22 protein-coding genes are annotated in these 26,399 nt (G+C 49.6%); 17 read left to right on the forward strand and 5 right to left on the reverse strand.

Annotated features, from left to right (window positions below; genetic code table 11):
* Nucleotides 1-53: 53 nt before the first annotated feature.
* From ACS5WU_RS12260 to ACS5WU_RS12275, 4 genes are read left to right on the forward strand one after another with little or no spacing between them, the layout of a single operon-like run.
* Entirely contained in the window at nt 54-1,541 is a 1,488-nt protein-coding gene (locus ACS5WU_RS12260; RefSeq protein WP_302761133.1) for a sugar ABC transporter ATP-binding protein, read from the forward strand.
* On the forward strand, nt 1,538-2,512 hold the full coding sequence (locus ACS5WU_RS12265; protein ID WP_052740592.1) for an ABC transporter permease: 975 nt from the start codon (nt 1,538-1,540) through the stop codon (nt 2,510-2,512). Before ACS5WU_RS12260 ends, ACS5WU_RS12265 begins: the two co-directional genes overlap by 4 nt.
* Before the next feature lie 15 nt (nt 2,513-2,527).
* A complete protein-coding gene (locus ACS5WU_RS12270; protein WP_052740591.1) occupies nt 2,528-2,935 on the forward strand; it encodes a cupin domain-containing protein in 408 nt (135 codons plus the stop codon).
* Between the two features lie 18 nt (nt 2,936-2,953).
* Nucleotides 2,954-3,976, forward strand: coding sequence for a sugar ABC transporter substrate-binding protein (locus ACS5WU_RS12275; protein WP_059109543.1), 1,023 nt, complete (start codon nt 2,954-2,956; stop codon nt 3,974-3,976).
* A gap of 57 nt (nt 3,977-4,033) precedes the next feature.
* On the opposite strand, the gene ACS5WU_RS12280 is transcribed toward ACS5WU_RS12275, so the two are convergent.
* Both ACS5WU_RS12280 and ACS5WU_RS12285 read right to left on the reverse strand, forming a co-directional pair.
* A complete protein-coding gene (locus ACS5WU_RS12280) occupies nt 4,034-5,512 on the reverse strand; it encodes a TRM11 family SAM-dependent methyltransferase (protein ID WP_059109542.1) in 1,479 nt (492 codons plus the stop codon).
* Nucleotides 5,509-6,570 carry an undecaprenyldiphospho-muramoylpentapeptide beta-N-acetylglucosaminyltransferase gene (locus ACS5WU_RS12285; protein ID WP_059109541.1) on the reverse strand — a complete coding sequence of 354 codons (1,062 nt, stop codon included), beginning with the start codon at nt 6,568-6,570 and terminating at the stop codon, nt 5,509-5,511. The genes ACS5WU_RS12280 and ACS5WU_RS12285 overlap by 4 nt, the downstream gene beginning before the upstream one ends.
* A 364-nt stretch (nt 6,571-6,934) precedes the next feature.
* Between ACS5WU_RS12285 and ACS5WU_RS12290 the strand changes: the two genes are divergently transcribed.
* Nucleotides 6,935-8,044, forward strand: coding sequence for an MGDG synthase family glycosyltransferase (locus tag ACS5WU_RS12290; RefSeq protein WP_046444488.1), 1,110 nt, complete (start codon nt 6,935-6,937; stop codon nt 8,042-8,044).
* Between the two features lie 217 nt (nt 8,045-8,261).
* On the opposite strand, the gene ACS5WU_RS12295 is transcribed toward ACS5WU_RS12290, so the two are convergent.
* From ACS5WU_RS12295 to ACS5WU_RS12305, 3 genes are all read right to left on the reverse strand, one after another.
* Nucleotides 8,262-8,963, reverse strand: a complete 702-nt coding sequence (locus ACS5WU_RS12295; protein WP_059109540.1) for an alpha/beta hydrolase — start codon at nt 8,961-8,963, stop codon at nt 8,262-8,264.
* Nucleotides 8,964-9,009: 46 nt separating this feature from the next.
* Nucleotides 9,010-9,663 (reverse strand): trimeric intracellular cation channel family protein, encoded by a 654-nt coding sequence (locus tag ACS5WU_RS12300; RefSeq protein WP_052740589.1) that lies wholly within the window; start codon nt 9,661-9,663, stop codon nt 9,010-9,012.
* A 105-nt stretch (nt 9,664-9,768) separates the two neighbouring features.
* Nucleotides 9,769-11,253, reverse strand: a complete 1,485-nt coding sequence (locus ACS5WU_RS12305; protein WP_307756990.1) for a radical SAM/SPASM domain-containing protein — start codon at nt 11,251-11,253, stop codon at nt 9,769-9,771.
* A gap of 449 nt (nt 11,254-11,702) precedes the next feature.
* Between ACS5WU_RS12305 and ACS5WU_RS12310 the strand changes: the two genes are divergently transcribed.
* From ACS5WU_RS12310 to ACS5WU_RS12365, 12 genes are all read left to right on the forward strand, one after another.
* Complete coding sequence (locus ACS5WU_RS12310; protein ID WP_046444485.1) at nt 11,703-12,461, forward strand: DeoR/GlpR family DNA-binding transcription regulator; 759 nt, start codon at nt 11,703-11,705, stop codon at nt 12,459-12,461.
* 67 nt (nt 12,462-12,528) lie between these two features.
* Nucleotides 12,529-13,788: a zinc-binding dehydrogenase gene (locus ACS5WU_RS12315; RefSeq protein WP_046444484.1), complete on the forward strand. Its 1,260-nt coding sequence runs from the start codon at nt 12,529-12,531 to the stop codon at nt 13,786-13,788.
* 197 nt (nt 13,789-13,985) lie between these two features.
* Entirely contained in the window at nt 13,986-14,729 is a 744-nt protein-coding gene (locus ACS5WU_RS12320) for a MerR family transcriptional regulator (RefSeq protein WP_302761922.1), read from the forward strand.
* 188 nt (nt 14,730-14,917) lie between these two features.
* Nucleotides 14,918-15,988, forward strand: a complete 1,071-nt coding sequence (locus ACS5WU_RS12325; RefSeq protein WP_465089180.1) for a Gfo/Idh/MocA family protein — start codon at nt 14,918-14,920, stop codon at nt 15,986-15,988.
* A 43-nt stretch (nt 15,989-16,031) separates the two neighbouring features.
* Nucleotides 16,032-17,087, forward strand: a complete 1,056-nt coding sequence (locus ACS5WU_RS12330) for a sugar ABC transporter substrate-binding protein (protein ID WP_302761918.1) — start codon at nt 16,032-16,034, stop codon at nt 17,085-17,087.
* A 110-nt stretch (nt 17,088-17,197) separates the two neighbouring features.
* The gene (locus ACS5WU_RS12335; protein WP_302761916.1) at nt 17,198-19,027 is read left to right on the forward strand and encodes a sensor histidine kinase; all 1,830 of its coding nucleotides are present in this window, start codon (nt 17,198-17,200) and stop codon (nt 19,025-19,027) included.
* Nucleotides 19,005-20,594 carry a response regulator gene (locus ACS5WU_RS12340; RefSeq protein ID WP_465089181.1) on the forward strand — a complete coding sequence of 530 codons (1,590 nt, stop codon included), beginning with the start codon at nt 19,005-19,007 and terminating at the stop codon, nt 20,592-20,594. Before ACS5WU_RS12335 ends, ACS5WU_RS12340 begins: the two co-directional genes overlap by 23 nt.
* A 171-nt stretch (nt 20,595-20,765) precedes the next feature.
* Nucleotides 20,766-21,599, forward strand: a complete 834-nt coding sequence (locus ACS5WU_RS12345; RefSeq protein WP_302761296.1) for a chemotaxis protein CheW — start codon at nt 20,766-20,768, stop codon at nt 21,597-21,599.
* Between the two features lie 245 nt (nt 21,600-21,844).
* Nucleotides 21,845-22,333, forward strand: coding sequence for a complex I 24 kDa subunit family protein (locus ACS5WU_RS12350; RefSeq protein ID WP_046444477.1), 489 nt, complete (start codon nt 21,845-21,847; stop codon nt 22,331-22,333).
* Between the two features lie 185 nt (nt 22,334-22,518).
* On the forward strand, nt 22,519-24,393 hold the full coding sequence (locus tag ACS5WU_RS12355) for an NADH-quinone oxidoreductase subunit NuoF (RefSeq protein WP_302761300.1): 1,875 nt from the start codon (nt 22,519-22,521) through the stop codon (nt 24,391-24,393).
* A gap of 29 nt (nt 24,394-24,422) precedes the next feature.
* Complete coding sequence (locus tag ACS5WU_RS12360; RefSeq protein ID WP_059109236.1) at nt 24,423-26,141, forward strand: [FeFe] hydrogenase, group A; 1,719 nt, start codon at nt 24,423-24,425, stop codon at nt 26,139-26,141.
* A complete protein-coding gene (locus ACS5WU_RS12365; RefSeq protein WP_046444474.1) occupies nt 26,138-26,380 on the forward strand; it encodes an NAD(P)H-dependent oxidoreductase subunit E in 243 nt (80 codons plus the stop codon). Before ACS5WU_RS12360 ends, ACS5WU_RS12365 begins: the two co-directional genes overlap by 4 nt.
* The last annotated feature ends 19 nt before the right edge of the window (nt 26,381-26,399 follow it).

The following is a 26,399-nucleotide window of genomic DNA, read 5'->3' on the forward strand; positions in this document are numbered from 1 at the left end:
TACCCATTAAAAACAAGTAAGAGGGGGTGGGATGTGTGGAGCCTGTATTGAAAATGAGAAATATTGACAAACGGTTCGGAAACTTTTATGCGCTTCAGGATGTGTCGTTCGATGTATATCCGGGGCAGGTAAACGTGCTGATTGGTGAAAATGGCGCGGGAAAATCGACACTGATGAAAATATTATCCGGCGCGCATCAAAAGGATGGAGGAACCATTTCCATCGACGGGCAGGAAGTCGAAATCAAGAGTCCGATCCACGCCGAACAGCTTGGAATTGGCACCGTATACCAAGAGCTTATGCTTGTGCCGGAGCTCAGCATTGCGGAAAATATGTTTCTGGGCTCAGACCTGAAAACGAACCGGATTGGCGTTGTGAAATGGAAGGAAATTTACAGGGAGACAAAGCGGCTGCTGCAGGAACTGGTTGGAATTGACGTTGATCCGCATACGAAAGTCAAGGAGTTGGGGATCGCCTATCAGCAGATGATTGAGGTGGCGCGTGTCCTCAGCAGGAAAATCCGTATCCTGATTATGGACGAACCAACGGCGGCGCTGACCGAAAAGGAAATACAAAAGCTGTTTACAACCATACAGGCATTGACGGAAAAAGGGATTGCGATCGTATATATTTCGCATAGGCTGGAAGAAATTTTCCAGATCGGAAATAATATCTGCGTTTTGCGTGACGGACGGCTTGCAGGAAATATGGATACGAAAAAATCCAGTCAAAATGATCTGATCCAGATGATGGTCGGACGTGAAATCAAGGACAAGTTCCCCAAAGTAAATTTTGACGATATTCCCAAGGAAGAAGTCCTGCGTGTGGAGGGACTCACACGGGAAGGCGTGTTCAGCGATGTCTCCTTTACTGCGCGCAAGGGTGAAGTGCTGGGATTTGCCGGGCTGATGGGAGCGGGGCGTACAGAAATCGCAAGGGCGATTTTTGGGGCGGACAAGCTGGATGCGGGGCGTATTTTTATCCACGGCAAAGAAGTGAAAATCCATAATACACGCGATGCAATCCGTAAGGGAATTGCGCTTTTGCCGGAAGACCGTAAAAAACAGGGCCTTGTATTAAAGCACGACGTTGCAAAAAATATCACGATTGCAAACCTGGAAAAAAACAGCGGAAAAATGGGAATACTAAAGAAAAACAGGGAAGAGCAGCAGGCTGCGAAATATATCAGCATGCTCAAAATCAGCGTTCCCGATCCGCAGAAAGCAGTATCGACCTTGTCAGGCGGAAACCAGCAAAAGGTCGTCATTGCAAAATGGATTTATGCGGACTCGGATATCCTGATTCTGGACGAGCCGACGAGGGGGATTGACGTAGGTGCAAAAACAGAGGTATATACGCTGATCAATAATTTTGTAAAGGAAGGAAAAGCAGTCATTGTCATATCTTCAGAGCTGCCTGAGCTGCTTGGAATATGCAGCCGCATCCTGACCATCAGGGAAGGACGGATCACAGGGGAGTTTGATAATACCGTACACCAGGAAGATATTTTAACTGCAATGATAGGAGGGGATCAGGGATGAATCAGGAGATGGATGTTCAATTAGGAAAAAGCAAAAAAAATTTGTTGCACAACAATCAATTCATTTTGGTAATGATTTTGATAGCGCTGTGCGTTGTATTATCGCTCGTCACGGAGCATTTTGCGTCGCTGCTTAACATTTCTGCGGTGCTGACGCAGATGTCGATCAATGGAATTCTTTCTGTAGGGATGACGTTTTGCATCATCACAGCGGGAATCGACCTGTCGGTTGGCTCGGTGCTGTCGCTGTGCGGAGTCATTCTGGCCTCCTGCCTGCAAGCGGGTATGCCTGGGTTTGTCGCCGTCACGCTGACCGTGCTTACAGGGCTTGGCTGCGGCACGCTGACCGGCGCGCTGGTATCGAAGGGCAAGCTTCCACCGTTTATCGCAACGCTGGGGATGATGAGCATCGCGCAGGGGATTGCCCTGATGATTACGGACGGACGGCCCATTACGGGCGTACTGACAAGTATTGTTCCGATTGGTTCCGGAAAGCTTGGAATCATACCAAACGCATGGCTGCTGATGGTCGCCTGCTTTGTAGCCGCATATTTCATATTAAACCACACAAGGATGGGCAGATACCTCTATACCATCGGCGGAAATGAGGAAGCAGCAAGGCTTTCCGGCGTACGGATACCATTCTTTAAAGCCAGCGCCTTTGCGGTAAGCGGTCTGTGCGCCGCCATCGCGGGAATCGTGATGGCGGGAAGGCTCAATTCCGCAGAGCCAATCGCAGGGACAGGACAGGAGCTGGACGCGATTGCGGCAGTAATTATAGGCGGCACCAGTATGGCGGGCGGCGAAGGAAAAATCACAGGCACCTTTATCGGTTCGCTTATCATGAGCGTCGTGCGCAACGGCATGATACAGCTTGGGGTTGGTTCATATCCGCAGCAGGTTGTGATCGGTTCTATTATCATCTGTGTGGTCATGATGGACATGCTGAGCAGGAACAGGAAAAATAAATAAGGGAGGAGAGAAGCAATGGTAAAACGGTTGAGGAACTTAAAGGACGTTCCGGTTGATACGGGCTTGAAGGAGGAAGACGGCTGGAACAAAATGGCAGTGCAGTGGATTTGCTCACAGCAGACAATGGGCTCAAAAAAGGCCGTTTTGGGCCGTACGGTTTTTCCGCCGAACGGTGCGTCGCATGAAAGGCACACGCACGACTGCGCGGAAGAGATCCTGTATGTGGTTTCCGGGCATGGCAGGGCAATCAGCGGGGACGAGGAGTTTGAGATCGGGCCGGGAGACGTGGTCTACGTTCCTGTTGGAGACGTTCACTATTTCATCAATACGGATCCGCAGCAGGAAATGGAAACGATATGGCTTTACGGCGGCGCAGGATCGCTGGAAGCATCGGGATATCGACCTGTAAACGAGAAAAAATAAGAAAATGGGGTGGAAAAAATGAAAAAATTGATGTTGGCAGTCGCTGTATTACTGGTCATGGTGTTTGCGCTCTGCGCGTGCGCTCCGGCGGAGCAGGCCGCGAGTCCTGCGGCAGAATCGGCTGATGCTGCTTCCGCAGGCAGCGAAGGCAGCGCTGCGGCAGACCAAACGGATGGAAAGAAACTGAAATTCTGCTTTGCGGTAAAGAACCTGACCAATCCTTACTTTTTGGAAGAAGCAAGGGGAGTAGAGGAAACGTGCAAGGAGCTTGGAATTGAAATCGACGTTCAGGCGACAAACAAGGATACGGAAATTGACAAGCAAATCCAGATACTTGATAATTTCCTGTCTCAGAAGCCGGATGCAATCATCGCCGCGCCTTTATCGTCAACCGCTATCGTACCATTTATCCAGCGTTGTAACGAGGCGGGAGTACCGTTTGTCAATATTGATACTGCGGCCGACGAAACAGAAATGGAAAACATGGGCGCAGAGTCGGTCACCTGCGTCATCACAGATAATTACGCGGCGGGTGAGGAATGCGCGAAGGCGCTTATCGAAGCGCTGGACGGCAAGGGCAAAATAGCGGTTCTGGAAGGAACGGCAGGCGCACAAACGGCTGAGGAACGCAAAAGCGGATTTTTGAGCGTAATGGAGAAGGACGGCAGCGGGATTGAGATCGTAGCGTCGCAGCCTGCCAATTATAACCGCAACGAAGGATATACGGTATTCCAGAGCATACTTGCCGCACATCCGGATATTACCGGATTATTTGCTGCCAACGATGAGATGGCGCTGGGCGCGATCAGCGCGATTGAAGAAGCGGGAATGACCGGCAAAATTTCAGTTGTCGGAATCAATTTTGCCGCGGACGCGCAGGAGGCCATCAAGGAAGGAAAAATGCTTGGCTCTGTCAATCAGGATCCTTACACGCTCGGAAAGCTTGGCGTGGAAAAGGCATACGCATACCTGCAGGGTGAAGAAGTGGACGACCTTTATATGACGCCCAGCGTGATGATGTATCAGGATGATATCAAATAAAACGGGAAGAAAATAAAAACAGGCGTTGCCCGCTGACGGCAACGCCTGTTTTTCAGGTTACTTTGTTTTTTTCTTGCGGATAACATAAACCGCCGGATAAAGGCCGCCCGCGTCGAAGGTTGCGCGCTTCAATACATTGAACCGGCCGTTGCTTTTGATCAGATTTTCCGTCAGGTTTTTTTCGTGCGTATATAGCACTGCAAGGCCTTCGTCGGTTAATATTTCAGGCAGAATCGTAAAATAAGAGCGGTAGAGCCGTTCATTCCTGGAATGGTTGCCCACCCGCAGCCCAAACGGCATATTGACAATGATTTCGTCATATCTTTTGGCGGTGAATTTCAGGCAGTCGATGTAGTGGAACTGCGGATGTACATGCGCATACCGGCTGTTTTCCTTGGCTGCTTCCACTGCCGTCATGTTGATATCGGCGCCCGTGAGCGAATGGTGCGGATAAAAGCCGCGTTCGTAAAGCATGGTGCCGCTGCCGCAGAAGTTATCGAGCACGCGCGCGTCCGGATCGAAAAATTCGCTTGCGTAAGCGCATACGCTTGCAGCAACGCCGGGATTCACACTGGCGGATATTGCCTTTTTACGGTACGAAAACCGGTCGTCGGTCAGTGGATTCAAAAATACCTGCGCCATATCTCCATCCATTTCGATCAGTATTTCAATGGAATAAGAGGAGGGCGTATTGATAAGCTCATTCATGGCAGCCACACATTTTTTGATGAGGTCCAGACGCACCTCGTGGGAAACGCTGCGCACCTCGAGGCGGTAGCCTGTCACGCCTGTACGCTGCATGATTGCCCGTTCCCTCTGCGCCAAAAATTCGGGGAGCTGGGCGACCGGCGCGCAGCCAAAATAAATATATGCGTCCGTATAAGCGCGGAGCTGGTAAATATCGTAAAAATTGGTAAGGCCGGAAACAGCGATGTATTTTCCAAACTTTTTAGGGCTCAGTCCCGCGTCTTTGCACTGGGAATAAGTTACGTTCAGATTAGGGGAAGCCAGCACGACAATATCGTTGGGAAGAACGCGCACACGCGCCTTTTTACGGATGATAAACCCTGCAAGCGCTTTGTCGAGCGCCGCCTTTTCCTCCTCGCGGTGTTTTTCGAGATCGCTGCGCAGCTGGTAGGAATCCAGAAAACGCTTTGCCCGGTCGTTTTTCGCCCGCCCGATTGCAAGCAGGTAGGAAGGCAGCGTGAACATGGTTTGTTCGTGCATGATCGCGTCGATCAGGTCGTCCAGATACTGGCTTGCGCATGTATTTCCAATGATTTGTGCCGCGTGCATACGCATTTTTGCGTCGCCTGTGCGTAAAATCTTTAAAATGCCGTCGATATTTGCTTTTACAAAATCGGCGGCGCGGCTGTCAGCGTCCGCAATCACACGCAAAGCAGCGCGTGCGCTCGAACCCCTGACCAGGTTAAAGACGGTTTGAAGCTTTTCTCCCTTGATGATTTCAGCAAGGCCTTCCTTGCGTTCGGACGCAGGAAGGGTATGATAGTTTTCTACAAAATTCTGAATGTTCATTTTACTCCGATACTCTCTAAAATAATACGCTGGACGTTTTCCAGACCGTTGGCTTCGGTGCTTTGCTCCATATTGGAAATCAATACTTCGCGGTTTGCCATCAGGTCATTAAGAGCTTCAGGCAATGTGTCCGCGTTCAGGTTCTCCTGCTCTAATACTCTCGCATAACCACGTTTCACGAAGTAATTCGCGTTCAGGATCTGATCGCCGCGGCTTGCGGATAATGGAAGAGGAACCAGTAATGCCGGGAGCTTCAAAGCGAGAAATTCAAAAACCGCATTTGCCCCGCTGCGTGAAAGTGCAAGGTCGGCAGCCGCAAAAATATCATTCAGCCCTGAATCGATATATTCAAACTGCCTGTAATTTGCTTTGCCGTTTAGTGCGGGGTTCAGTTTTCCCTTGCCGCGAAGATGGACAATACTGTATTTTTGCAGCAGCTCGTCCGCCACGGCGTCTACAGCGTCGTTGACCGCCTGGGCGCCCAACGATCCTCCCATTATTAATAACACGGGAAGCTCGCCGCTAAACCCAAGTTTTGCAAGACCCGCTTTTTTATCGCCGGTCAAAAGGTCGGCACGCACAGGCGAGCCCGTGAGGATTCCCTTGCCGTCGTGGGCCTGGGGCGTATCAAAGGAAAGGCATATTTTTTGTGCCTTTTTGGTGCAAAGCCTGTTTGCAAGGCCCGGGGTATAATCGCTTTCATGCAGGATGACGGGTATCTGGAGCTTTGCCGCGGCCCACGCGACGGGGACTGATACAAAGCCTCCCTTTGCGAAAACAAGGTCGGGTTTTATTTCCCGCAATACTTTTTTTGCTTCTCCATAACCCTTGAATATCTTAAAAACATCGCTTACGTTTTTTGCGCTTGCGTAACGACGCAGCTTGCCGGCGCTGATTGCGTGATATGGAATATCGTGCACCAGCGTATGCTCTATGCCGTCCGCCGTGCCTATATAGTGCACTTCTATGCCATGCTCCAAAAGACCTGGAACAAGCGCAAGGTTGGGCGTTACATGCCCTGCGGAACCGCCGCCCGTCAAAACGATTTTTTTACTCATAGCGTAACCACCTGGATATCATTTTGGTATTGTGCGGAAATCCCCGCTGTAATGAGGAATTTTCCAAAACAAACCTTACTTATCATAGCATAACGCTTTGCCTGCCGCAACCAGATACCGAAAGAAAAATATGGGGCAGGATAAGGAGAAGCGGGCTCATTATTGCAGTTTGCCAAATGGTTATGCAGCAAGTATTTGTTAGAAACTGCTGTGCAGCGAACCTTATGGCGGCGCAGTCATGTGAAGCCATAAGTGATACGCTGTAAATCGTAAGAATACTTTCATTTTTGATTTATTGAACCTGTTTTGGGTTTATGTTATATTAAAGTTACAATGATAAGAATAATAGTTGGAAGGAATCAACATGAAGGTACTCGTATTAAGCATGACCGTCGGACAAGGGCATAACTCCACCAGTAAAGCCCTTCGTGCGGCTTTACTGAAAAAAGGGCATGAATGTGATATACTTGACACTTATAAGTTTCTGAATAAAGCGATTGGCCTTGGTTTTGACAAGGGCTATACGGCAATGGGAAGGTTTATTCCCAAGCTCAATGAAAACATCTACAAAGCCGCGGAAAAAGCAAATGGCCGCGCAGATATGAAAATGTATTTTCCATGGGCGTTTGCAAATCTTGCCAAAAACAAGCTGCAGCGTTATATTGACGAGGCAAAGCCGGATGTAATCGTTTGTTCGATTGTAATGACGGCAATGCTGATTACCGCGTTAAAAGAGGCGGGAACCTATGACGAAAGCATTAAAAGCATCGGGATCGTCACGGATTACGCTCTGCATCCGTTCTGGGAATATACGGCAATGGATTATTTTGTCGCGGCGAATGAGCTGATGATACCGGAGTTTACACAGCGCGGCATACCGGAAAACAAAATACTTGCGACGGGAATTCCGATTGCACCAAAATTTGCGCACTCGATGGATAAGTGCGAGGCGCGCACGGCGCTTGGACTGAACCAGGATGTTTTTACCGTACTCCTTGCGGCGGGGGGAATGGGCTTTTCGGGCATGATTCCGGTTATGGAGGAAATAGACCATCTTGAGGATATGCAGCTTGTCGCAGTGTGCGGTTCCAATACGCGGCTCAAAAACAAGCTGAAAGGAATGGAGTTCAAAAATCCTGTGCATGTGCTTGGGTTTGTGGATAATATGGAGCAGTATCTTGACGCGGCAGACGTGGTCGTGACCAAGCCGGGAGGTTTATCGACCTCCGAGGCGATCGGAAAATGCAAGCCAATGGTTTTGATGAAGCCCATGCCGGGCGTTGAAAACATGAACCTTGCATTTTTGCTGAACAATTCGCTGGCAGTTCATTCCAATCAGTATCAGCCGGTTGGGCAGGTGCTTTCCCAGTTGCGGCTCAATGATATCAAAATGAAGGAAATGGAACGAGCCCAAAAGAAGTGGGGTAAAAAGCACAGCGCGAAAACGCTGGCGGAGTTCATCGAAAAATTATAAAAAATCAATCATGTAAAATCCCTTTCCAGATTTTCGGAAAGGGATTTTTTATGATAGGACATTCAAGGTAAGGCGGGCGATAAAATAAAAGAAATGAAGAGGTCGGTTATTGTGGAGTTTCCGTTGCGGAGGAAGTGGCTCCCATCGAACACTTCGGAGACAAAAATTCCACGCTGCGGCATAAACAGGTTGGAAACAGGGCTTTGCCATGTGCCGGCTAAAGAGTTTTTTTGATCCAGGCCTTTAAGGCCTGAAGCTCTTCCGGCGTATGAAAATAATGTTCCGCATGCTCTGCAATTTGCAGATCGCAGGGGAATTTTGCCACAAAATCCAATATGGTCTCTTTTTCGCAGAGGTCGTCATGAGCGCCGTACAGGATATGCGTGGGCGTGTTCCATTTGGCGACAGGATGCGATTTCACATAACAATAATAGTCCCAGTACAAAGTTTGTCCAACCGGCGTACAAACGGCCTGCTCTTTTTGAAGCTGCGTTTCAGTAACGTGGAACCAGTCCATCATGTTTTCGATCAAACGCCGCATATCCAGAACGGGAGAAAGAAACCATGCTTTCCAGAGGTGTTCATCCGCGTAAGCAAGCAGGCTGAAATAAACGCCGATACTGTTTGCATAGAGGCCGATTTTCTTCCAGCGCGCTTTGGCGTACTGCATGACGGCAATCAAATCGGCTACGCAATACTGTACCTTGCAGGGCGTATCCTCAGTCTTTCGTTCGCCGTGCTCCGGCAGGTCAAAGCTAAGGAGCTGATAGCCGTTTGCCGCTGCCTCTTCGGAAAAAATCCGGATCGGCGTATCTTTTTTGTTTGATTGATTTCCATGGACGGCGATGACCACCGTTTCAGAATCCCCGCCCCAGACAATCGATGGGATACCGTTTATTTCTATTTCCTTGCTTTGCATTTGTTTTCTCCTGTCAGGGGAAGGCCCTAGAGCCAGTTTGATCAATTTATTCCGCGTGGTATTTGAGCTTTGGAAGCCCAACGCCGCGGAAAATGCCCAGAAACCGCAGGCCAAGGATCAGGCCGAAGCATATCCCGGTGACCACTTCGCGCGGCAGGTGTCCATAGAGCAGGTATAGCATCACCGAACCGGCGATGCAGCAGGCCGCGTATATCGTTCCTGAAAAGATGATCGGCATACGCAGTACAAGGATGTCGCGCAGGATGCCGCCTCCGCAGCCGGTGATGGTGCAGATAAAGACGCAGGTAAGCATATTGCCGCCCTGATCCAGAACCATCAGCCCTGCGGACGTGCCAAAGGTAGCAAGGCCCACCGCGTCGGCAACATCAAGAACTTTGCCTACATTGTATTTTCTCAGCACAGTATGGCTGCGGGAATAAATTTTGTTGAATACAAGCGCGCCGACGATTGCGATTGCAACCGTGACGATATAAGAATAGTTCGTAAAAAAAGCAGGGATACCTTTATTGAGCAGGATATCGCGCAGGATGCCGCCTCCGCACGCAGCCGTGATCGCAAGGACAATAATCCCCATGAGATCCAGATGCTTTTGCAGCGCAATGATTACGCCGGATACACTGAACGCAAGGAGGCCGATGATTTCAAGCGCGGTGGGGAAGGTAGAAATAATCTGTTCCAATTCGATACTTCCTTTTGAAAATTGCCACTGCTATTGTAACATAGATTGAGGCGGGGGAGAATAAAAAAAGCATCCTTTCAAAGGATGCTTTTTGTTTGTCCGGGATTAGTCCAAACCAGCGGGTTTTTCTGTTGCACGGTCGCACGGAACATGTCCGCAGTTACCGCATGCAGCAGCGCCCTGGCCGTTTGTGGTATCAACGCGCTTATCCATAGCGTGGTTGATGATGCCGTTGAACGGATAGTGACCGCAGCTCCAGATTTCGTCTGCCTTGGTCTTCCAGTTTTTCGCAATCGTATCTGTCTTTGCCGTCAGCACGTCAACGCCCTCAAGGTCGAGGTCCTGCGTCGGATGTGCGCCGGATTCGTTGACGGCCTTACGCAGACCGTCCGGATTATCAAGCAGCGGACACGGACGAAGCAGGTTATCGGAGAACGGCTGGCCTTCCTGATATTTCCGGAAGAGCGGGCTGCCAAGAGCCTCTTCAAGCGTGCACTCGTTGATATTGTGCGTCGCATAATGGATGAACGCGCACGGCTCGCAGTCTCCGTTGGAGTTGATGTGGAAGTAACGCCTTCCGCCTGCGATACATCCGCCGACATATTCGCCGTCGTTCCAGAAGTCAAGGATAAAGATCGGCTTGTATTCACGCATTTCGCGTACTCTCTGATACATATGAGCCCTTTGCTCAGGCGTTACGCACAGGTCAAGCACAGCGTCTTTGCCGATAGGCATATAGGTGAACAGCCATCCAAACAGGCAGCCGGCTTCGATCATTGTGTCGTTCCATTCGTCGCTTGCGATTGTCTTGTAGTTCTGGCTGTGGTAGCAGGCGGAATAACCAAACGGAATACCCGCGTCCTTCAAAAGCTTCATCGCCTTCATAACTTTGTCGTATGTGCCCTTGCCGCGGCGGGCGTCCGTTTCCTCGGGCGTGCCTTCCACAGAAATCATAAACGTAAAGTTACCCACACGCAGCAAATCCTGAACGAAATCCTCGTCGATCAGCGTCGCGTTCGTGAATGCGCCAAACGCACAGTCCGAATGCTTTTCTGCAAGGCGAATCAGGTCCTTTTTACGAACGAGCGGTTCTCCGCCGGAGAACAGGTATACATAGATACCAAGCTCTTTGCCCTGCTCGATGATCTCGTCCATCTTTTCATAGGTCAGGTTGTAGTGCTTGCCGTACTCGGCAGCCCAGCAACCGATACATTTCAGGTTACAGGCGGATGTCGGATCCATCAGGATCGCCCACGGAACCTGAACGCCCATTTCCTTGCCCTTCTCCTGTGCGATCGGCATACCCTTAACGCCGGAGTTCAGGAAGAAGTTCAGGATGAATCTCTTCAGGTAATTTGTATTGACGTCCGTCAGCACGCGCTTCATCAGTACGCCCTGCCAGGTCTGCTCATCCCACCAGTCCTGGAAGTTCTTAACAGAACTGTTCCAGCGGTTTCCTTTGGTGAAGTTATCCGCCCACTTCAACAGCTTGGGAAGATTTTTCACCGGATCTTTTTCCAGATACTTAAAGGCAGCCGAGAAAGCAACGTTTGCTCCCGCCCCTTTAATTGCGTTTTTCATACTTGCCATAATAAACCTCCATATAAGTCCAATTCTTTTGCTACCAGGTAGCTGTCCATTTTTGTAAACAAAACTTCTATATCTAAAGCGCCCTGTTTCGGACGATTGATGACGGAGCATTTTTCGTCAAAATTTAATACGAACCATAGTTCATTTAATAAAATAATAAAGACATTTGGGTAGGTTGTCAAGCCGAAAAAAGGCTTTTTAATGCGCTTAAATAAGAATTTGGAGACTTGTGAACATGCGTTCATTTAAAAAAAGCGATATTGACGCATTTCCGCAATTTTTTCAGGTTTCGTTCAAATATAAAAAATTAAAAATTTTTTTTATTAAATTATGAAAACAACAGAAATCAAATATAAAAATGATAAAAATTATCAAACAGATTTACATTTTTGTTGAGAAATGAACATTATTATGTTACAATATAAAAAAATACGCAAAGGGATTTGAAGATGAATACGGAAAGACGGGAAGAGATCAAAGAATTGCTTCGCGAGCGCGGAGAGGTAAAACTGAAAGACCTAGAACAGCATTTTCCGAATTGCTCCAGCATGACGCTGCGTCGCGACCTCAAGTTTCTGGAAGACAACGGCTATGTAAAGCGTACACGGGGAGGGGCGGTGGCCATGAGCAGGCTGTCGATTGCCGCGGAGGATATTTATTCTGAGCGCGCCCTGGAAAACGTAGCGGAAAAATATGTGATCGCCAAAAAGGCGTTGCAGTTCATTGAGCGGGGGCGCTCCATTTATGTGGACGCAGGCACGACGATGATGCTGTTCACACGCGAAATGGAGGACGAATACCTTTCCATTATGACCTCGGGCGTGAATATCGCAATGGAGCTGATCAAAAAGCAGAAGCCGAGCGTTACGCTCATCGGCGGACAGGTCAACCGTTCTACGATTTCCGTTTCAGGAATCAATTCCTGCAATTTTATCCGTGAGGTAAATATCGATATCGCCTTTATGGCGGCAAGCGGATTTTCGGTAGAAAATGGCTTTACGAGCGGAACCTACACGGAATGCGAAATCAAAAAGGAAGTTGTTAACCGGGCGCGGAAAACGATTATATTAATGGATAGCAAAAAAGTCGATAAGATCATGCCGTTTACATTTGCATATATGGAAGATATCAACGTACTTGTTTCAGACGACAGCCTCGAAGGAGAGATCGTCCGTGAAGCAAAACGGCGGGACGTTCAAATCGTATAAGTTTTATGGTATGATTGCACCAAAGGGTTTTTTACAATGATAGAATCTTAGGAGTAGGAGAATTGGTATGAAAACAAAAGCGGTTAGATTGTATGGAAAAAGTGATTTGCGGCTGGAGGAGTTTGAACTGCCGGAAATGAAGGACGACGAGATACTGGCAAAAGTGGTATCAGACAGCCTGTGTATGTCCAGCTACAAAGCGGCAATCCAGGGGGGAGACCACAAACGCGTGCCAAATGACGTTGCGGAGCATCCGACGATTATTGGTCACGAGTTTTGCGGCGAGGTTGTGAAGGTTGGCAAGAAGCTCGAGGGCGTGGCAAAGCCGGGCGACAAATTCACCGTGCAGCCGGCAATGTTCTATAAGGGTTCGCTGGAAGCGCCGGGATATTCTTATCAGTATTATGGCGGGGATGCAACATATATCGTGATTCCGCCGGAAGTATTTGAAACCAACTGTTTTTTGAAATATGAAGGGGATTCCTTCTACCAGGGTTCGCTTGCAGAGCCGATGAGCTGCATTGCAGGCGGCGCTCATGTGAACTATCATACGAAGTTTGGTTCGTATGAGCATGAGATGGGCATTAAGGAAGGCGGAAAAATGGCGCTTCTCGCAGGCGTGGGCCCGATGGGCCTTGGCACCATCGATTACGCGATCCATGCAGACCGCCGTCCGTCGCTTTTGGTGGTCACGGACATTGATCCGGTAAGGCTTGCGCGCGCGGAAAAGCTTTTCACCGTGGAAGAAGCCAAAAAGCAGGGCGTGGAGCTTCACTATGTAAATACGGCTGAAAAGGACGAGGCTTATGTGATGGGCCTTTCCGGCGGCACGGGTTTTGACGACGTTTATGTGATGGCTCCGGTGAAGCCGGTTGTGGAGATGGGAGACAGGCTCCTTGGCATGGATGGCTGCCTCAACTTCTTTGCAGGCCCTACCAACACCGAATTTACGGCTGAATTTAACTTCTATGACGTACATTATGCGGCAACGCATATCTGCAGCAACTCCGGCGGGAATACGGACGATATGCGCGACGTGCTTAAGATGATGGCAGCGGGCAAGCTCACTCCATCCGTCATGATTACGCATGTGGGCGGCCTGAACTGCGTGCCGGAGGTTACGCTCAAGCTGCACGATATCCCGGGTGGTAAAAAACTGATCTATACGCAGATCGATATGCCGCTTGTGGCGATTGACGATTTTGCAGAGCTTGGAAAAACAGATCCGATGTACGCGGAGCTTGCGAAAATCGTGGAGAAAACGAATGGCCTGTGGTCCAGCGAAGCGGAGAAATACCTGCTTGCAAACGCAAAACCGATCGGCTGAAAAAAGAATATGACAAAAACAGGCCGGGTATCCGGCCTGTTTTTTATATCAGGATTTTGCCTCTTACTGTTTGCACGGAAAACGAATCAAACTTTTTTTGTTTATGCGCTTGACTCTCACGTTACGTTATAGTGTAAGGTAAGCATATGGGGACATGCGGCCTGCGCGGCCCAGCCCCCGCGCCAAAGGGGAAAACGATGAAAAAGACAGTCAGGGAAGTATCGAAGCTTTGCGGAATCAGCGTGCGCACGCTGCATTATTACGACGAGATCGGGCTTTTGCACCCAAGCGAGGTCACACCGGCCGGTTACAGGCTGTATGGCAGGGAAGAGCTCTCCCGCCTGCAACAAATCCTGTTTTTCCGTGAACTTGATTTTTCCCTGAAGGAGATCGCAGAGATTATGAACGATCCCGCCTTTGACGCGCGCAAGGCGCTTTTGAACCAGAAAGAGCTGCTGTTGCTCAGGCAGCGCAGGCTTGGCAGGCTCATAAGCCTTGTGGATAAAACCTTGGAAGGAGAAACAAAAATGAGCTTTGAAGAATTTGATATGAGCGAAATCAGGGAAGCACAGGAAAAATACGCCGATGAAGCAAAGCAGCGCTGGGGCGGAACGGAAGCGTACCGTGAAAGCAGCGAAAAGACAGCGGAATACGGCGCGCAGGACTGGGAGCGCATCGAGCACGAGGCCAATGAAATCTATGCGGGCTTTGCCGCACATCGATCGGAAAGCCCGGACGCGCCGCAGGTGCAGGCGCTGGTGGGAAAATGGCAGGAGCACATCTCGCGCAATTTTTACCGCTGCACGGATGAAATACTTGCTGGATTGGCGGAAATGTATGTGGCGGACGAACGGTTCCGCAACAGCATCGACGCACACGCGCCGGGGCTTGCAGAGTTTATGGCTGCCGCTATCAGGGCTTATGTCAGCGTGAAGGCATAGCGCGTTGGCATGGTAAAATTACAGGATTGAAAAAACAGGCAGGGATTCCGGCCTGTTTTTTGTTTGATCAAAATCCATCCGCATGTAAAAATAGTTCTTTTTTATAAGAATTCTTTTTTTATTCTATGTATTGCGGGAAAACAAATTTTTATAATAAAAGCATCAAAACACGAAAAGGAGAATGACGGATGGGGAAAGTAAAACTGGCGCTTGTCGGCTGTGGATTTATTTCCGACGTTCACGAAAAAGCGTTTCGTGAGTTGCAGGATAAAATTGAAGTGGTGGCGTGCTGCGATATTGTAATCGAACGCGCACAGAAAATGGCGGAATTTTTGGATTGTCCGCTGGCTGTTGAGGATTACAGGGAGCTGATGGATGTAGCGGACGCTTTCCTGCTGGCGCTGCCGCATGACCTGCATTACGAAATTGGCATGGACTGCCTGAACCATAAAAAGCACGTGCTGATGGAAAAACCGCTGGCGCTCAGCGAGGACGAGTGCCTGGGGCTCATCCGGGCCGCGGAAGAAAACCACGTAAAGCTGATGGTCGCCTATATCATGCGATATCATCCGATGATCGCAAAGCTCAAGGAAATCATTGACCGGAAGGAGTACGGGGAGCTGTTCCAGATGTCGATCTGGACGGAACAGTACACCTATTATGAGGATGAGTGGACAACCTCGGCGACGCGCCTTGGCGGCGGGCAATTTTTCAGCCACGGCTGTCATTACGTAGACCTTTTACTGTGGTATCTCGGCAAACCAATAAAGGGTGCGCATATGGGAACAAACCTTTGTACGCCATGGATGGAAATGGAGGGTACCAGCAATGCGATCTTCGAGTTTGAGGGGGGCAGGCTCGCCTATCATTTCGGGACATGGGGAGCAAAAGGGACGCGCCACAGCTATGCAATTAATACATTTTTTGAAGATGGTATGGTAGAATGTTGTTTAAACGAAGGTAAAATGTATTTGCACAAAAGCAGTAACTTTACAAAATATTTCGAAAAATCAGATCAGGAAATCCTTATTTTTGAATGCGAACCCACAAGCCATCTTCCCAAATATGAAATCGAACATTTTGCGGATTGTATCCTTGAAGACAAGGAACCGCTTACTTCAGGCGCGGCAACCTTACAGGGGCATCGCGTAATCTGGCGTATGTACGAAGCGGAAAAAAAGAATGTAATCGCCGACCTGCGGGGCTTGGCGCTTGACGATCCATGGGACAGGACAGGAGCGGGAAAGCTCCCTGTGTGAAGAAAAGCAAACCGAACAGGAAGGGAAAGTGAGGAAAATAGATATGAAAAGAATTGGTGTATTGCTGCTTGCCGTTTTGATGGCAGCTATGTTATTTGCGGGCTGCGCGCAGCCCGCAGCGGAAGCCTCCGCGAGTGAGCAGGCGCAGTCCTCCGCGGACGGAGCAAAGGAAAGCGCCTCTGAAAACAGCGCCGGCGGCGAAACGGACGGAAAACGGCTCAAAATGGGACTGTCGCTTTATTACCGTACGGATGAATATTATACGGATATCGAAAACTGCATGAAGCTGGAGGCAGACAAACTTGGAATCGATTTGATTGTGCAGGATGCGAACGCAGACCTTTCCAAGCAAATCCAGCAGGTGGAGGATTTTATTTCGGAAGGCGTGGACGCGATTATTATGTCGCCTGTAGATCCGGTTGGGAGCGTAGCGTGCGTGGAAGCCGCCAAGGCGGCGGGAGTGCCTGTTTTCACCTATGACGGCATTATGGAAGACAATACGGACGTTACCGCGTATACCATCTGCGATTTTTACGCGGACGGATACAGCATGGGCGAATGGGCCGCCGATTATATCACCGAGAACCTCGATGGCAAGGCAAACGTAGCGATACTCGACTATCCCACGTCGCCGGTTGTCTGCGGAGAGCGCGCCAATGGATTCTCGGATGCAGTTTCAAAGCTTGAAGGCGTGAACGTCATTTCGCGTCAGGATGGCAAAGCGACCAGAGCGGACAGCATGGCGGTAGCGGAAAATATTTTGACCGCAAACCCGGACAATGTAGATTTGTTCTTTGCAATCAATTACGAGTCGGGAGCGGGCGCCGCCGCTGCGATCGAGTCTATGGGATCGGATGCTGTGGTAACGTGCGTAGGCTGGGGCAAGGAAGCGCTTGAAAAGCTTTCCTCCGGCGATAAGCTGATGAAAGCATACCTGCTTGGCAATCCGATGGACCATGCAAAGATTTTGGAGGTCGCCAAGGATTTCATTGAAGGCAAAGAGATTGAACAGGAAGTAACCTATCAATATATCGCTGTGGACAGCGAAAATCTGGACAGCAAGGTGGACTGGAAGAGCATTATTGAGTTGCGCCAGTGATTTTTCTTCCTCCTGGAGGCGGGGCGGACGCGCTGCCTCCGGGGGAAACTCCTATGGTTCCGGAAGCAAAGTGGGTTCGTAAAACAGAATAAGGAAAACGCACAGGGTGAATGGATTTATTTCTGTCGCCCTGTTCGGCTATGATCGAAATGGGTGGGGAAAACATGCGAAAAATTCATACCTGGTATAATAATCTGGAGTTCCGTAAAAAGCTTGTTATTTGGTTTTTGCTGCTTGCGTTGCTGCCGATTTTATTTCTTGGCGCGTTTACCTTTCAAAATTCCCTCCAATCAGGGGAAGAGCGTTATATGAAGGACATGGCTTTCGACCTGCGGCAGGTGCAACAGCAGGTGCAGGAACAACAACGCGGGATTGAGCTGCGGGCTATTGGGCTGGGCAGCAATAAACGCATGATAGAAGTTTTGTCGGAGGCGGACGCAGGGACGGAATACATGAATGTCAATTTCCAGGTGGAGAAGATGCTCTATGAGGATTCTGTAACTTCCGTAATGGATGCGGCTTATATTTTTTCGCGCGGGGAAGCTTATACAAACCAATCCGGCCGTAAATATGAGGAGGCCCTTGCGGGCAATCTTGGGGAATACCAATTAAGGCTTGCAAACGGGGAAAACGGCTTTTGGGGAAAACCGATTGACGCGGGCGGCGCCTATACCCTTCCATTTATCCGCGGAATCAAAGATTATGGCACAAAAACGCAGCTTGGGCTTGCAATAGCAAATTACGATGAAAGCAGGATCAGCGGCATTACCTCAAACGGAGTACGATTTGCGGATAATGTCCTTGTGGTAGGCCCGGATGGAACCGTTTTATCCTCCTGGGATAAAGCTCTCATTGGAAGCAACGTGCAGGAGCTGTTTGGTTTTTCCATGCCGGATGAGGAAGAGAGCTCCTTTTACCAAACCGTAGACGGACGAAAAAAATTATTCTCCTATTATGCCACGCCGCCGTCGGGATGGAGATATTTGGGCGTTGTGGATTACGCGAGGGTAATTGCCGCGAGCGATTCCATCATCGTCATAACGATAGCCGTCCTGATTTTTGCGGTATGCCTGTGCGCGCTGCTTGCATTTGTGGTATCCAAAAACATTACAAAACCGATCAAAAAGCTGATTCGTATTATGGACGCGGTAGAGGATGAAAACCTCACGCCGCGTTTTATCCCGCTTTATACAGACGAGATCGGCAGGCTGACGCAGAGCTTTAACAATATGACGCAAAGGCTGCGGGTATCGCTCGCGAAAACGATCGAAATGCAGCTGCAGCACCAGAAAGACCAGTACGACGCGCTTACCTCACAAATCAATTCCCATTTTTTCTATAATACACTGTCCTCCATTATCTGGCTTACCAACAGGGGCAAAAAAGAAGAAGTCATTGAACTCGTGAACGCGCTTTCCCGTCTTTTCCGTATTACGGTCAGCGAAGGCGCGGAATTTATCCGCGTGCGGACGGAGGTGGAATGCGTCAGGAGCTACCTCGAGATACAACAGATACGGTATCAGGACCGTTTTAAATTTATATTTGATGTAGAAACAGGCGTGCAAAACGGCTTTATGATCAAAACCGTGCTGCAGCCTCTTGTGGAAAATGCGATCTACCATGGAATCAAGGACGCCGGAGGGAAAGGAACGATCCGCGTGATTGGCAAGGCGGAAGGAGAGAACCTCGTTTTCGAAATCTGGGATAACGGCAGGACGGCGAAGGAAGCCGGATTTGAACGGATCAATTACAATCTGGAGCACGGGCTTCCGATTGAAGGAGACCACGGGATCGGACTGAAAAATGTCAACGACAGGATACGGTTCCATTTTGGCCGGGGATATGGCGTTACACTGCACCGTGTGGACAACCAGACGGTTTGCATCGCGCGCATGAAGCAAAGAAAGGAGGCGCCGGATGTACAGGATATTGGTTTGTGACGATGAATGGCTGGTAAGAGAGGGGATCGTAAAGGAGGCCGAAGCGTTTCCTGAACTGGAAATATCCGCAGTAGAAAACGGGGAGGAGGTGCTTTCGGTGCTCAGGGAAAAGCAGGTGGACGGCCTGATTCTTGATATTTGTATGCCAAAGGTGAGCGGAATCGACGTCCTGCGTGAAATGAGCAATATGCAGGGGAACAATACGGCAGTTATTATCCTGAGCGGCCATGATGAATTTGAATACGCGCAGGCGGCGATGGCATACGGCGCAAGCGAATACATTCTAAAGCCCGTAACGCCGCAGGCAGTAAAAAAAGCCCTTCGGACGCTGGTACGCCAGATTGAGAAGCGCAGGGCGCTGCAGGAAGAAATAAAGACGCTGACACAGCAGTTACAGAAGATACGGCCGGCTATCCGCGACCGATTTTTCCAGGATTTGTTAGACGGAAAGATCGAAATGGAGCGCATTGCAAATGTAAAAAGCTTTCTTGGAATTGACGAAGGCGCGGCGCAATACCAAGTGGTTTTATTAGGTGCGGTAATCGAAAACGGCAGTGATTCCAAAGGGGAGGAAGAATACCAGTTAAAACTTTTTGCGCTTGGAGAGATCATTGAAAAGAAGCTTTCCGGGCTCAGGGAATGTATTCTTTTCCATATTTCAACAAAGCTGTTTGCATTGCTTGTTACGGACTGCGGCGGGATCGCTGCGCTTATGACTGAGGTGGAGGCGCTTCAGGAAACCTTTGGAACGGATTACGGTGTGCTTTTGCGCGCGGGCATCGGCAGCAGTGTGGAAGACCTGCGAAATTTAAGACAATCATATTCCGACGCGCAGCAGGCCCTTTTTTATGCGGAGGAGATCGATGCGGGCAGCATCGTTGGAATCAAGGACATCAAAACCAATCCCGATCCTTTGTCCTTCCAGATTGACCGGGAAAATATCATGACTCAGATCAAATACCAGAATATTCCGGAGGCAATCACAATCCTGGAAAAAATTGGTAAAAGGCTTCAAAGCGAGGCGGGCTTTGTTTCCTTTGACGCGCTGCAGCTTTTATGTGTGAACGCAGTGGCAGGCGCGTTGGGCGTTTTGGAGGAGGTGTGCGGGAATCTGGAAAACTATTACAAAGCGTCGGGCGGTTATCCAGTCGCAGTTTTGGCGGATAAGCTGACTGCGCGCGAGTTGATGAAAAAAACGACGGAATACCTTCTTGAAATTCAGCAGTATACGAAAACGAATACAAGGCAAAAAAACAGGGCGATCATCGAAAAAAGCAAGGCCATACTTGCCCAAAGATGCTGCGAAGCGCTTGGCGTTGGAGATGTGGCGGAAGCGCTTGGCCTGAGTAAAAACTATTTCGGACAGCTCTTCAAGAGCGAGACGGGCAGCACGGTAAGCGAATACCTGAACCTGCTGCGTATCGATCAGGCAAAAAAGCTTTTAAGGCAGACCAATTTGAAGATTTATGAAATTGCTTATAAAATTGGCTTTTCCGATCACTTTTATTTCAGTATCGTATTTAAAAAGCTTGTCGGAATATCGCCCAAGGAGTACCGCGAGATGTAGCCGCGGGTAACGTTGCCCAATAAATGACGCGCGTTACCCGAAAAAAGTAAGAAAAAATCAAAGCCGGAGCTTAACTTTCTATTGTGTTCAGGCGCTACAACGACTATAATAAAGAAAATAATACCAAACATAACAGGTAAATATAGAATAAAACCGCAGGAAGGATACGCGATGGAAACATATGATGAAAACAAGCTATGGGTCACATTTAAGCTGAACAATGCGGATTACTGCATTACCAGTGAATTTGTCGATTCGATTGTGATTCCGGAAAAGATTACGGAGATGCCGGGAAACCCGCCGTATCTTCTGGGCGTGACAAATTATAACCACCGGACCATTCCGGTGGTGGAGATGCGTACGCTGTTCAATATGATGAACCTTACGGAATATGTGAACCGATTTGCTGAAATGAAGCAGATGCACGTGGATTGGATTGAAGCGTTGGAGGAAGCTGTGGAAAAGCGGGTAACCTTTACAAAGGCCGTTGATCCGCACAAGTGCAAATTTGGGATATGGTACGATCAGTTCCATACAGATAATATCAGCCTGAATTTTGTGCTGAAAAAGATTGCCGCGCCGCATGAGTTTATCCATTGCTGCGGCGGGGAGATCAACCAGCTTATGGCCAGGAAGGAATGGGAAGCGGCAGAAAAAAGGCTGGAGGACGCAAAGCGCACCTGCTATAACGAGGTCATCCCGCTGCTTGATCAGCTGATCGAGACGTATAAGGAAGTAAACCGCGGAGTTGTGATCGTGCTCAACAGGAACAACCAGTATACAGGTATTATGGTGGATGAGATCACAACGCTTGTCGCTTACTCCAAGACAGAGCTGCAAAGTATTCCAAGCGGGGTTGAGCGCAGCGAATATGTTGATTTTATCGTGCTGTATGACTCCAAAACAATGATGGGCGTGGATGCGGAGCGTATTTTGGATATCACCGTTTCCGAAGAAGAAAAAGAGCAGCTTCGGGAAGCGGCTCTTGCAGAAAACGCAGGATAATCAAAAAGGATTGGAATATGGCCGGTTTTCGCAATTTGCGAAAACCGGTTTTTTGTTATTTATACGCTTTTCAGGAGGCGTCTGCAAATGGAAAAAACTCCAGAGTATAATTTAACAAAAAGTTCTTAGAAATTCCTATAATAATGATTGAATATTTCCCGTAAAACAGATACAATATAATAGTATGTGTTAAATATTTAACAAAGTATGTAAAATCGTTTTGCAAGAATACAGTATCTGGGAGGATGGGACACGTGGAGAACGCGGAAGTAAAGCAGACAGTTGACAGGATTTTGTCAGAGTACACCAAAAAATCGGAGGTTATACCGATTTTGCAGGAAATCCAAAAGGAATACCGTTATTTGCCTGTGGACGCGCTTTGTTATGTGGCGGAGAAGCTTGGCGTAGGAGAGGCCAAGGTTTTTTCAATCGCTACATTCTATGAAAATTTTTCTTTGGAACCCAAAGGGAAATATGTAATCAAAATTTGTGATGGAACTGCATGCCATGTCAGGAAATCGATTCCGATTCTGGAAGCGCTGCGAAAAAAGCTGGGGCTTACGGAAAAGAAAAAGACGACGGAGGATATGCTGTATACGGTTGAGACCGTATCGTGCCTCGGAGCGTGCGGGCTGGCGCCTGTCCTTACCGTAAACGACAAGGTATACCCGGCAATGACGCCGGAATCGGCGTGCAAATTGATAGACGATCTTGTAAATAGCGAACCTGCTTAATAGATGTCGTCAGGAATAAATTGGTTTCGTGAGCGGGAACGCGAAATGAAACATCTTTAAACGGGGGGATGCCCAAAGGGGAACGTATTTTCCCCTTTGGAAGCACCGTCAGGTGCGCTATTCAGAGGATACGCTGAAATAGGCCGTCGCGCCGGATCGATGAATGCAAGGGAGCTTAAATAGATATGATACAAAATATAAAGGAATTAAATGATTTTAAAGATCAATATAAAAAGTCGCTTGACGCGCAGTACAAGAAGGTGCTGGTATGCGCGGGCACAGGCTGCGTCGCCGGCGGCTCGCTGGAAATCTACGAGCGCCTGAAAGAGCTTGCCGAGGAGCGTGGATTGCCGGTTTCGGTGGAGCTCAAGGAAGAGCCGCACGAGGAGATCGCTTTTAAGAAAAGCGGATGCCACGGTTTTTGCGAGATGGGGCCGCTGCTGCGGATCGAGCCGCATGGATGGCTGTACCTGAAGGTGAAGCCGGAGGACTGCGAGGAGATTCTTGAAAAAAGCCTTGTGGGCGACGAAGCGGTAGAGCGTTTGCTTTTCACACGTGATGGGAAAGCATATGCGGCGCAGGAGGACATTCCCTTCTACAGCAAGCAGACGCGGATGGTGCTTTCCAACTGCGGGCATACGGATACGGAATCGATAGAAGAATATATTGCGCGCGGCGGCTACCAGGCTGTTGCGAAGGCGTTGTTTGAAATGCAGCCGGAGGAAATCATACAGGAGATACTTGACAGCGGCCTGCGGGGCCGTGGCGGCGGCGGTTTCCCCACAGGGAAAAAGCTGCAGCAGGTAGCCCGCCAGAAGGAGCCGCAGCGTTATGTGGTGTGCAACGGCGACGAGGGAGATCCGGGCGCGTTTATGGACCGCAGCATTATGGAAGGCGATTCGCACCGTATGATCGAAGGAATGATGATCGCGGGAATCGCCGCAGGGGCGCACGAGGGATATATTTACGTGCGTGCGGAATATCCGCTCGCGGTAAAGAGGCTGCAGGTGGCGATTGCGGCAGCGCGCAGGCTCGGCCTTTTGGGCGACGACATTCTGGGAAGCGGCTTTGCGTTCGACCTCAAAATCAACCAGGGAGCGGGCGCGTTCGTGTGCGGCGAGGGAAGCGCGCTCACAGCTTCTATCGAAGGAAACCGCGGTATGCCAAGGGTAAAACCGCCGCGCACGGTAGAGCATGGGCTGTTTAATAAGCCGACGGTGCTTTCCAACGTGGAAACATATGCAAATGTGCCGATGATCATCTTGGAGGGCTCCGGGGAGTACCGTAAAATGGGAACGGAAAACAGCCCCGGAACGAAGGCTTTCGCACTCACGGGGAACGTAAACAATACGGGCCTGATCGAGGTGCCGATGGGTACGACGCTCCGCGAGATCATATTCGATATCGGCGGTGGTATTAAAAACGACAAGAAATTCAAGGCTGTGCAGATCGGCGGCCCGTCGGGAGGATGCCTCACGGAAGAGCATCTCGATCTTCCGCTTGATTTTGATTCGCTTAAAAAAGTTGGCGCAATGATTGGCTCCGGCGGCCTTGTGGTGATGGACGAAGACACCTGCATGGTTGAGGTTGCGCGGTTCTTCATGAACTTTACGCAGAACGAATCCTGCGGGAAGTGCGTTCCCTGTCGCGAGGGTACGCTGCGGATGCTTGAAATTTTAGAGCGCATCGTTGCAGGCAAGGGAGAAAAAGAAGACCTCGATATGCTGCACGAGCTTGCGGATACGATTTCCAAAACGGCGCTTTGCGGGCTTGGGAAAACGGCTCCGTCGCCGGTAATCAGTACGATGAAGTACTTTGAGGACGAATACATGGCGCACGTTGTGGATAAAAAGTGCCCGGCGAAAAACTGCCAGGCCATGAAGCAATATGTGATCATAGAAGAAAAGTGCAAGGGCTGTAGCAAATGTGCGCGCCAATGCCCTGTAAACGCGATCACAGGCGTGGTGAAGAGCCCTTATACGATTGATGCTGAAAAGTGTATCAAATGCGGCGCATGCGAAGAGGCGTGCAGCTTCGGCGCAATCGAAGAGCAGTTTTAATTACCGGCAAACGAAAGGAATTTAGTGTGATGACAGATAAAAAGCACATGATTATAGATGGTCAGATTGTAGAGTTTGACCAGGAACAGAATATTCTCGCGGTGATCAGGAAGGCGGGAATCGACCTGCCAACCTTCTGCTATTATTCGGAGCTTTCCATCTACGGTGCGTGCCGTATGTGCGTGGTGGAAGACGAATGGGGCGGAGTAATCGCATCCTGCTCTACGCCTCCGCGCGATAAAATGAAGATCAAAACCAATACGCCGCAGCTCTTCCGTCACAGGAAAATGATTCTGGAGCTATTGCTCTCGAGCCATTGCCGCGACTGCACCACCTGTCCGAAAAACGGCAAGTGCCGCCTGCAGGAGCTGGCGCTGCGGTTTGGCATCGATAACGTCAGGTTTGAAAACACCAAAAAGCAGACGGAGATCGACGACTCGTCGCTGTCTATTATCCGGGATGCGTCCAAGTGCATTCTCTGCGGAGACTGCGTGCGGATGTGCACGGAAATACAGAATGTGGGCGCGATTGACTTTGCGTACCGCGGCTCGGAGATGACGGTCTCTACTGCGTGGAACAGGCCGCTTGCGGAGACAAACTGCGTGAACTGCGGACAGTGCGCTTCTGTGTGCCCGACAGGCGCAATCGTGATCAGGAACTGTACACAGAAATTCTGGGATGCGATTTACGACGACACCAAGCGCGTTGTGGTACAGTTTGCACCGGCGGTTCGCGTGGCACTGGGCGATGAATTCGGCCTCGAACCGGGGACGAACGTCGCGGGCAAGATTGTCGGCGCGCTGCGGAAAATGGGCGTGGATGAGGTTTACGACACCACAATGGGTGCAGATCTTACCGTTATGGAGGAATCCAAGGAGTTTTTGAAGAAATACAAAGAGGGCAAAAAGCTGCCCCTCTTTACATCCTGCTGTCCGGCATGGGTGAAATATGCGGAGCATAAGCATCCGGAGCTGATGGAGCAGGTTTCCACCTGTAAATCGCCGATGCAGATTTTTTCCGCGGTCATCAAAGAGCACTTCAAGCAGGTACAGGAGGTGGACGGTAAGGAAACGGTCGTATTTGCGATTATGCCGTGCACAGCCAAAAAAGACGAACAGGTCCGTCCGGAATTTGTCCGCAGCGATGGCGCGCGCGATACGGACGGCGTTATTACAACGCAGGAATTTGCCAGTATCCTGAAGCAGGCGGGTATCGTATTTGACGATATCGATCCTGAAGCTGCGGATATGCCGTTTGGTATCACATCCGGCGCGGGCGTGATCTTCGGCGTGACCGGCGGTGTTACGGAAGCTGTTATTCGCCGTGTGGTGGACGATAAGAGCAACAATATGCTTCATAATATCGCATATACAGGTGTGCGCGGTATGGAAGGCATAAAGGAAGCGAGCCTCCCGTTCGGGGATGGAAGACTGCGGATTGCCGTTGTAAACGGCCTTGCAAATGCGGAAAAGCTGATTGAAAAGCTGGAGAGCGGAGAAGCGGAATACGATTTTGTAGAAGTAATGGCATGCCCCGGGGGATGTATCGCGGGCGCGGGCCAGCCGTTTGCGCGCAAGCAGGAAAAAGAGGACAGGGCTAAGGGCCTTTACGATGCGGATAAGCTTTCGCAGGTGAAGCGTTCTGAAGAAAACCCTGTAATGATGGCGCTTTATGGCGGTGTTTTGAAGAATAAGATTCATGAGCTGTTGCACGTGGATTATAATAAAGGGGAGGAAACAGTAAAATGATGGTGATCAATGTATGTATTGGGAGCGCTTGCCATTTAAAGGGGAGCTACAATATTGTCAGCGAGCTGCAGGAGATGATCGAGGAAAACAAGCTGGGCGACAAGGTGGAGCTTACGGGCGTATTTTGTCTCGGGCATTGCACGGACGCGGTTTCGGTGCAGATCGGTGAAGAGATTTTTTCCGTCAACACAGATAATGTAGGCGAGTTTTTCAAAAACCAGGTGCTGGCAAAGGTTTGACACTGCTTGAGAGATAGTA

The organism is Christensenella sp. KGMB01412 (assembly GCF_055522415.1).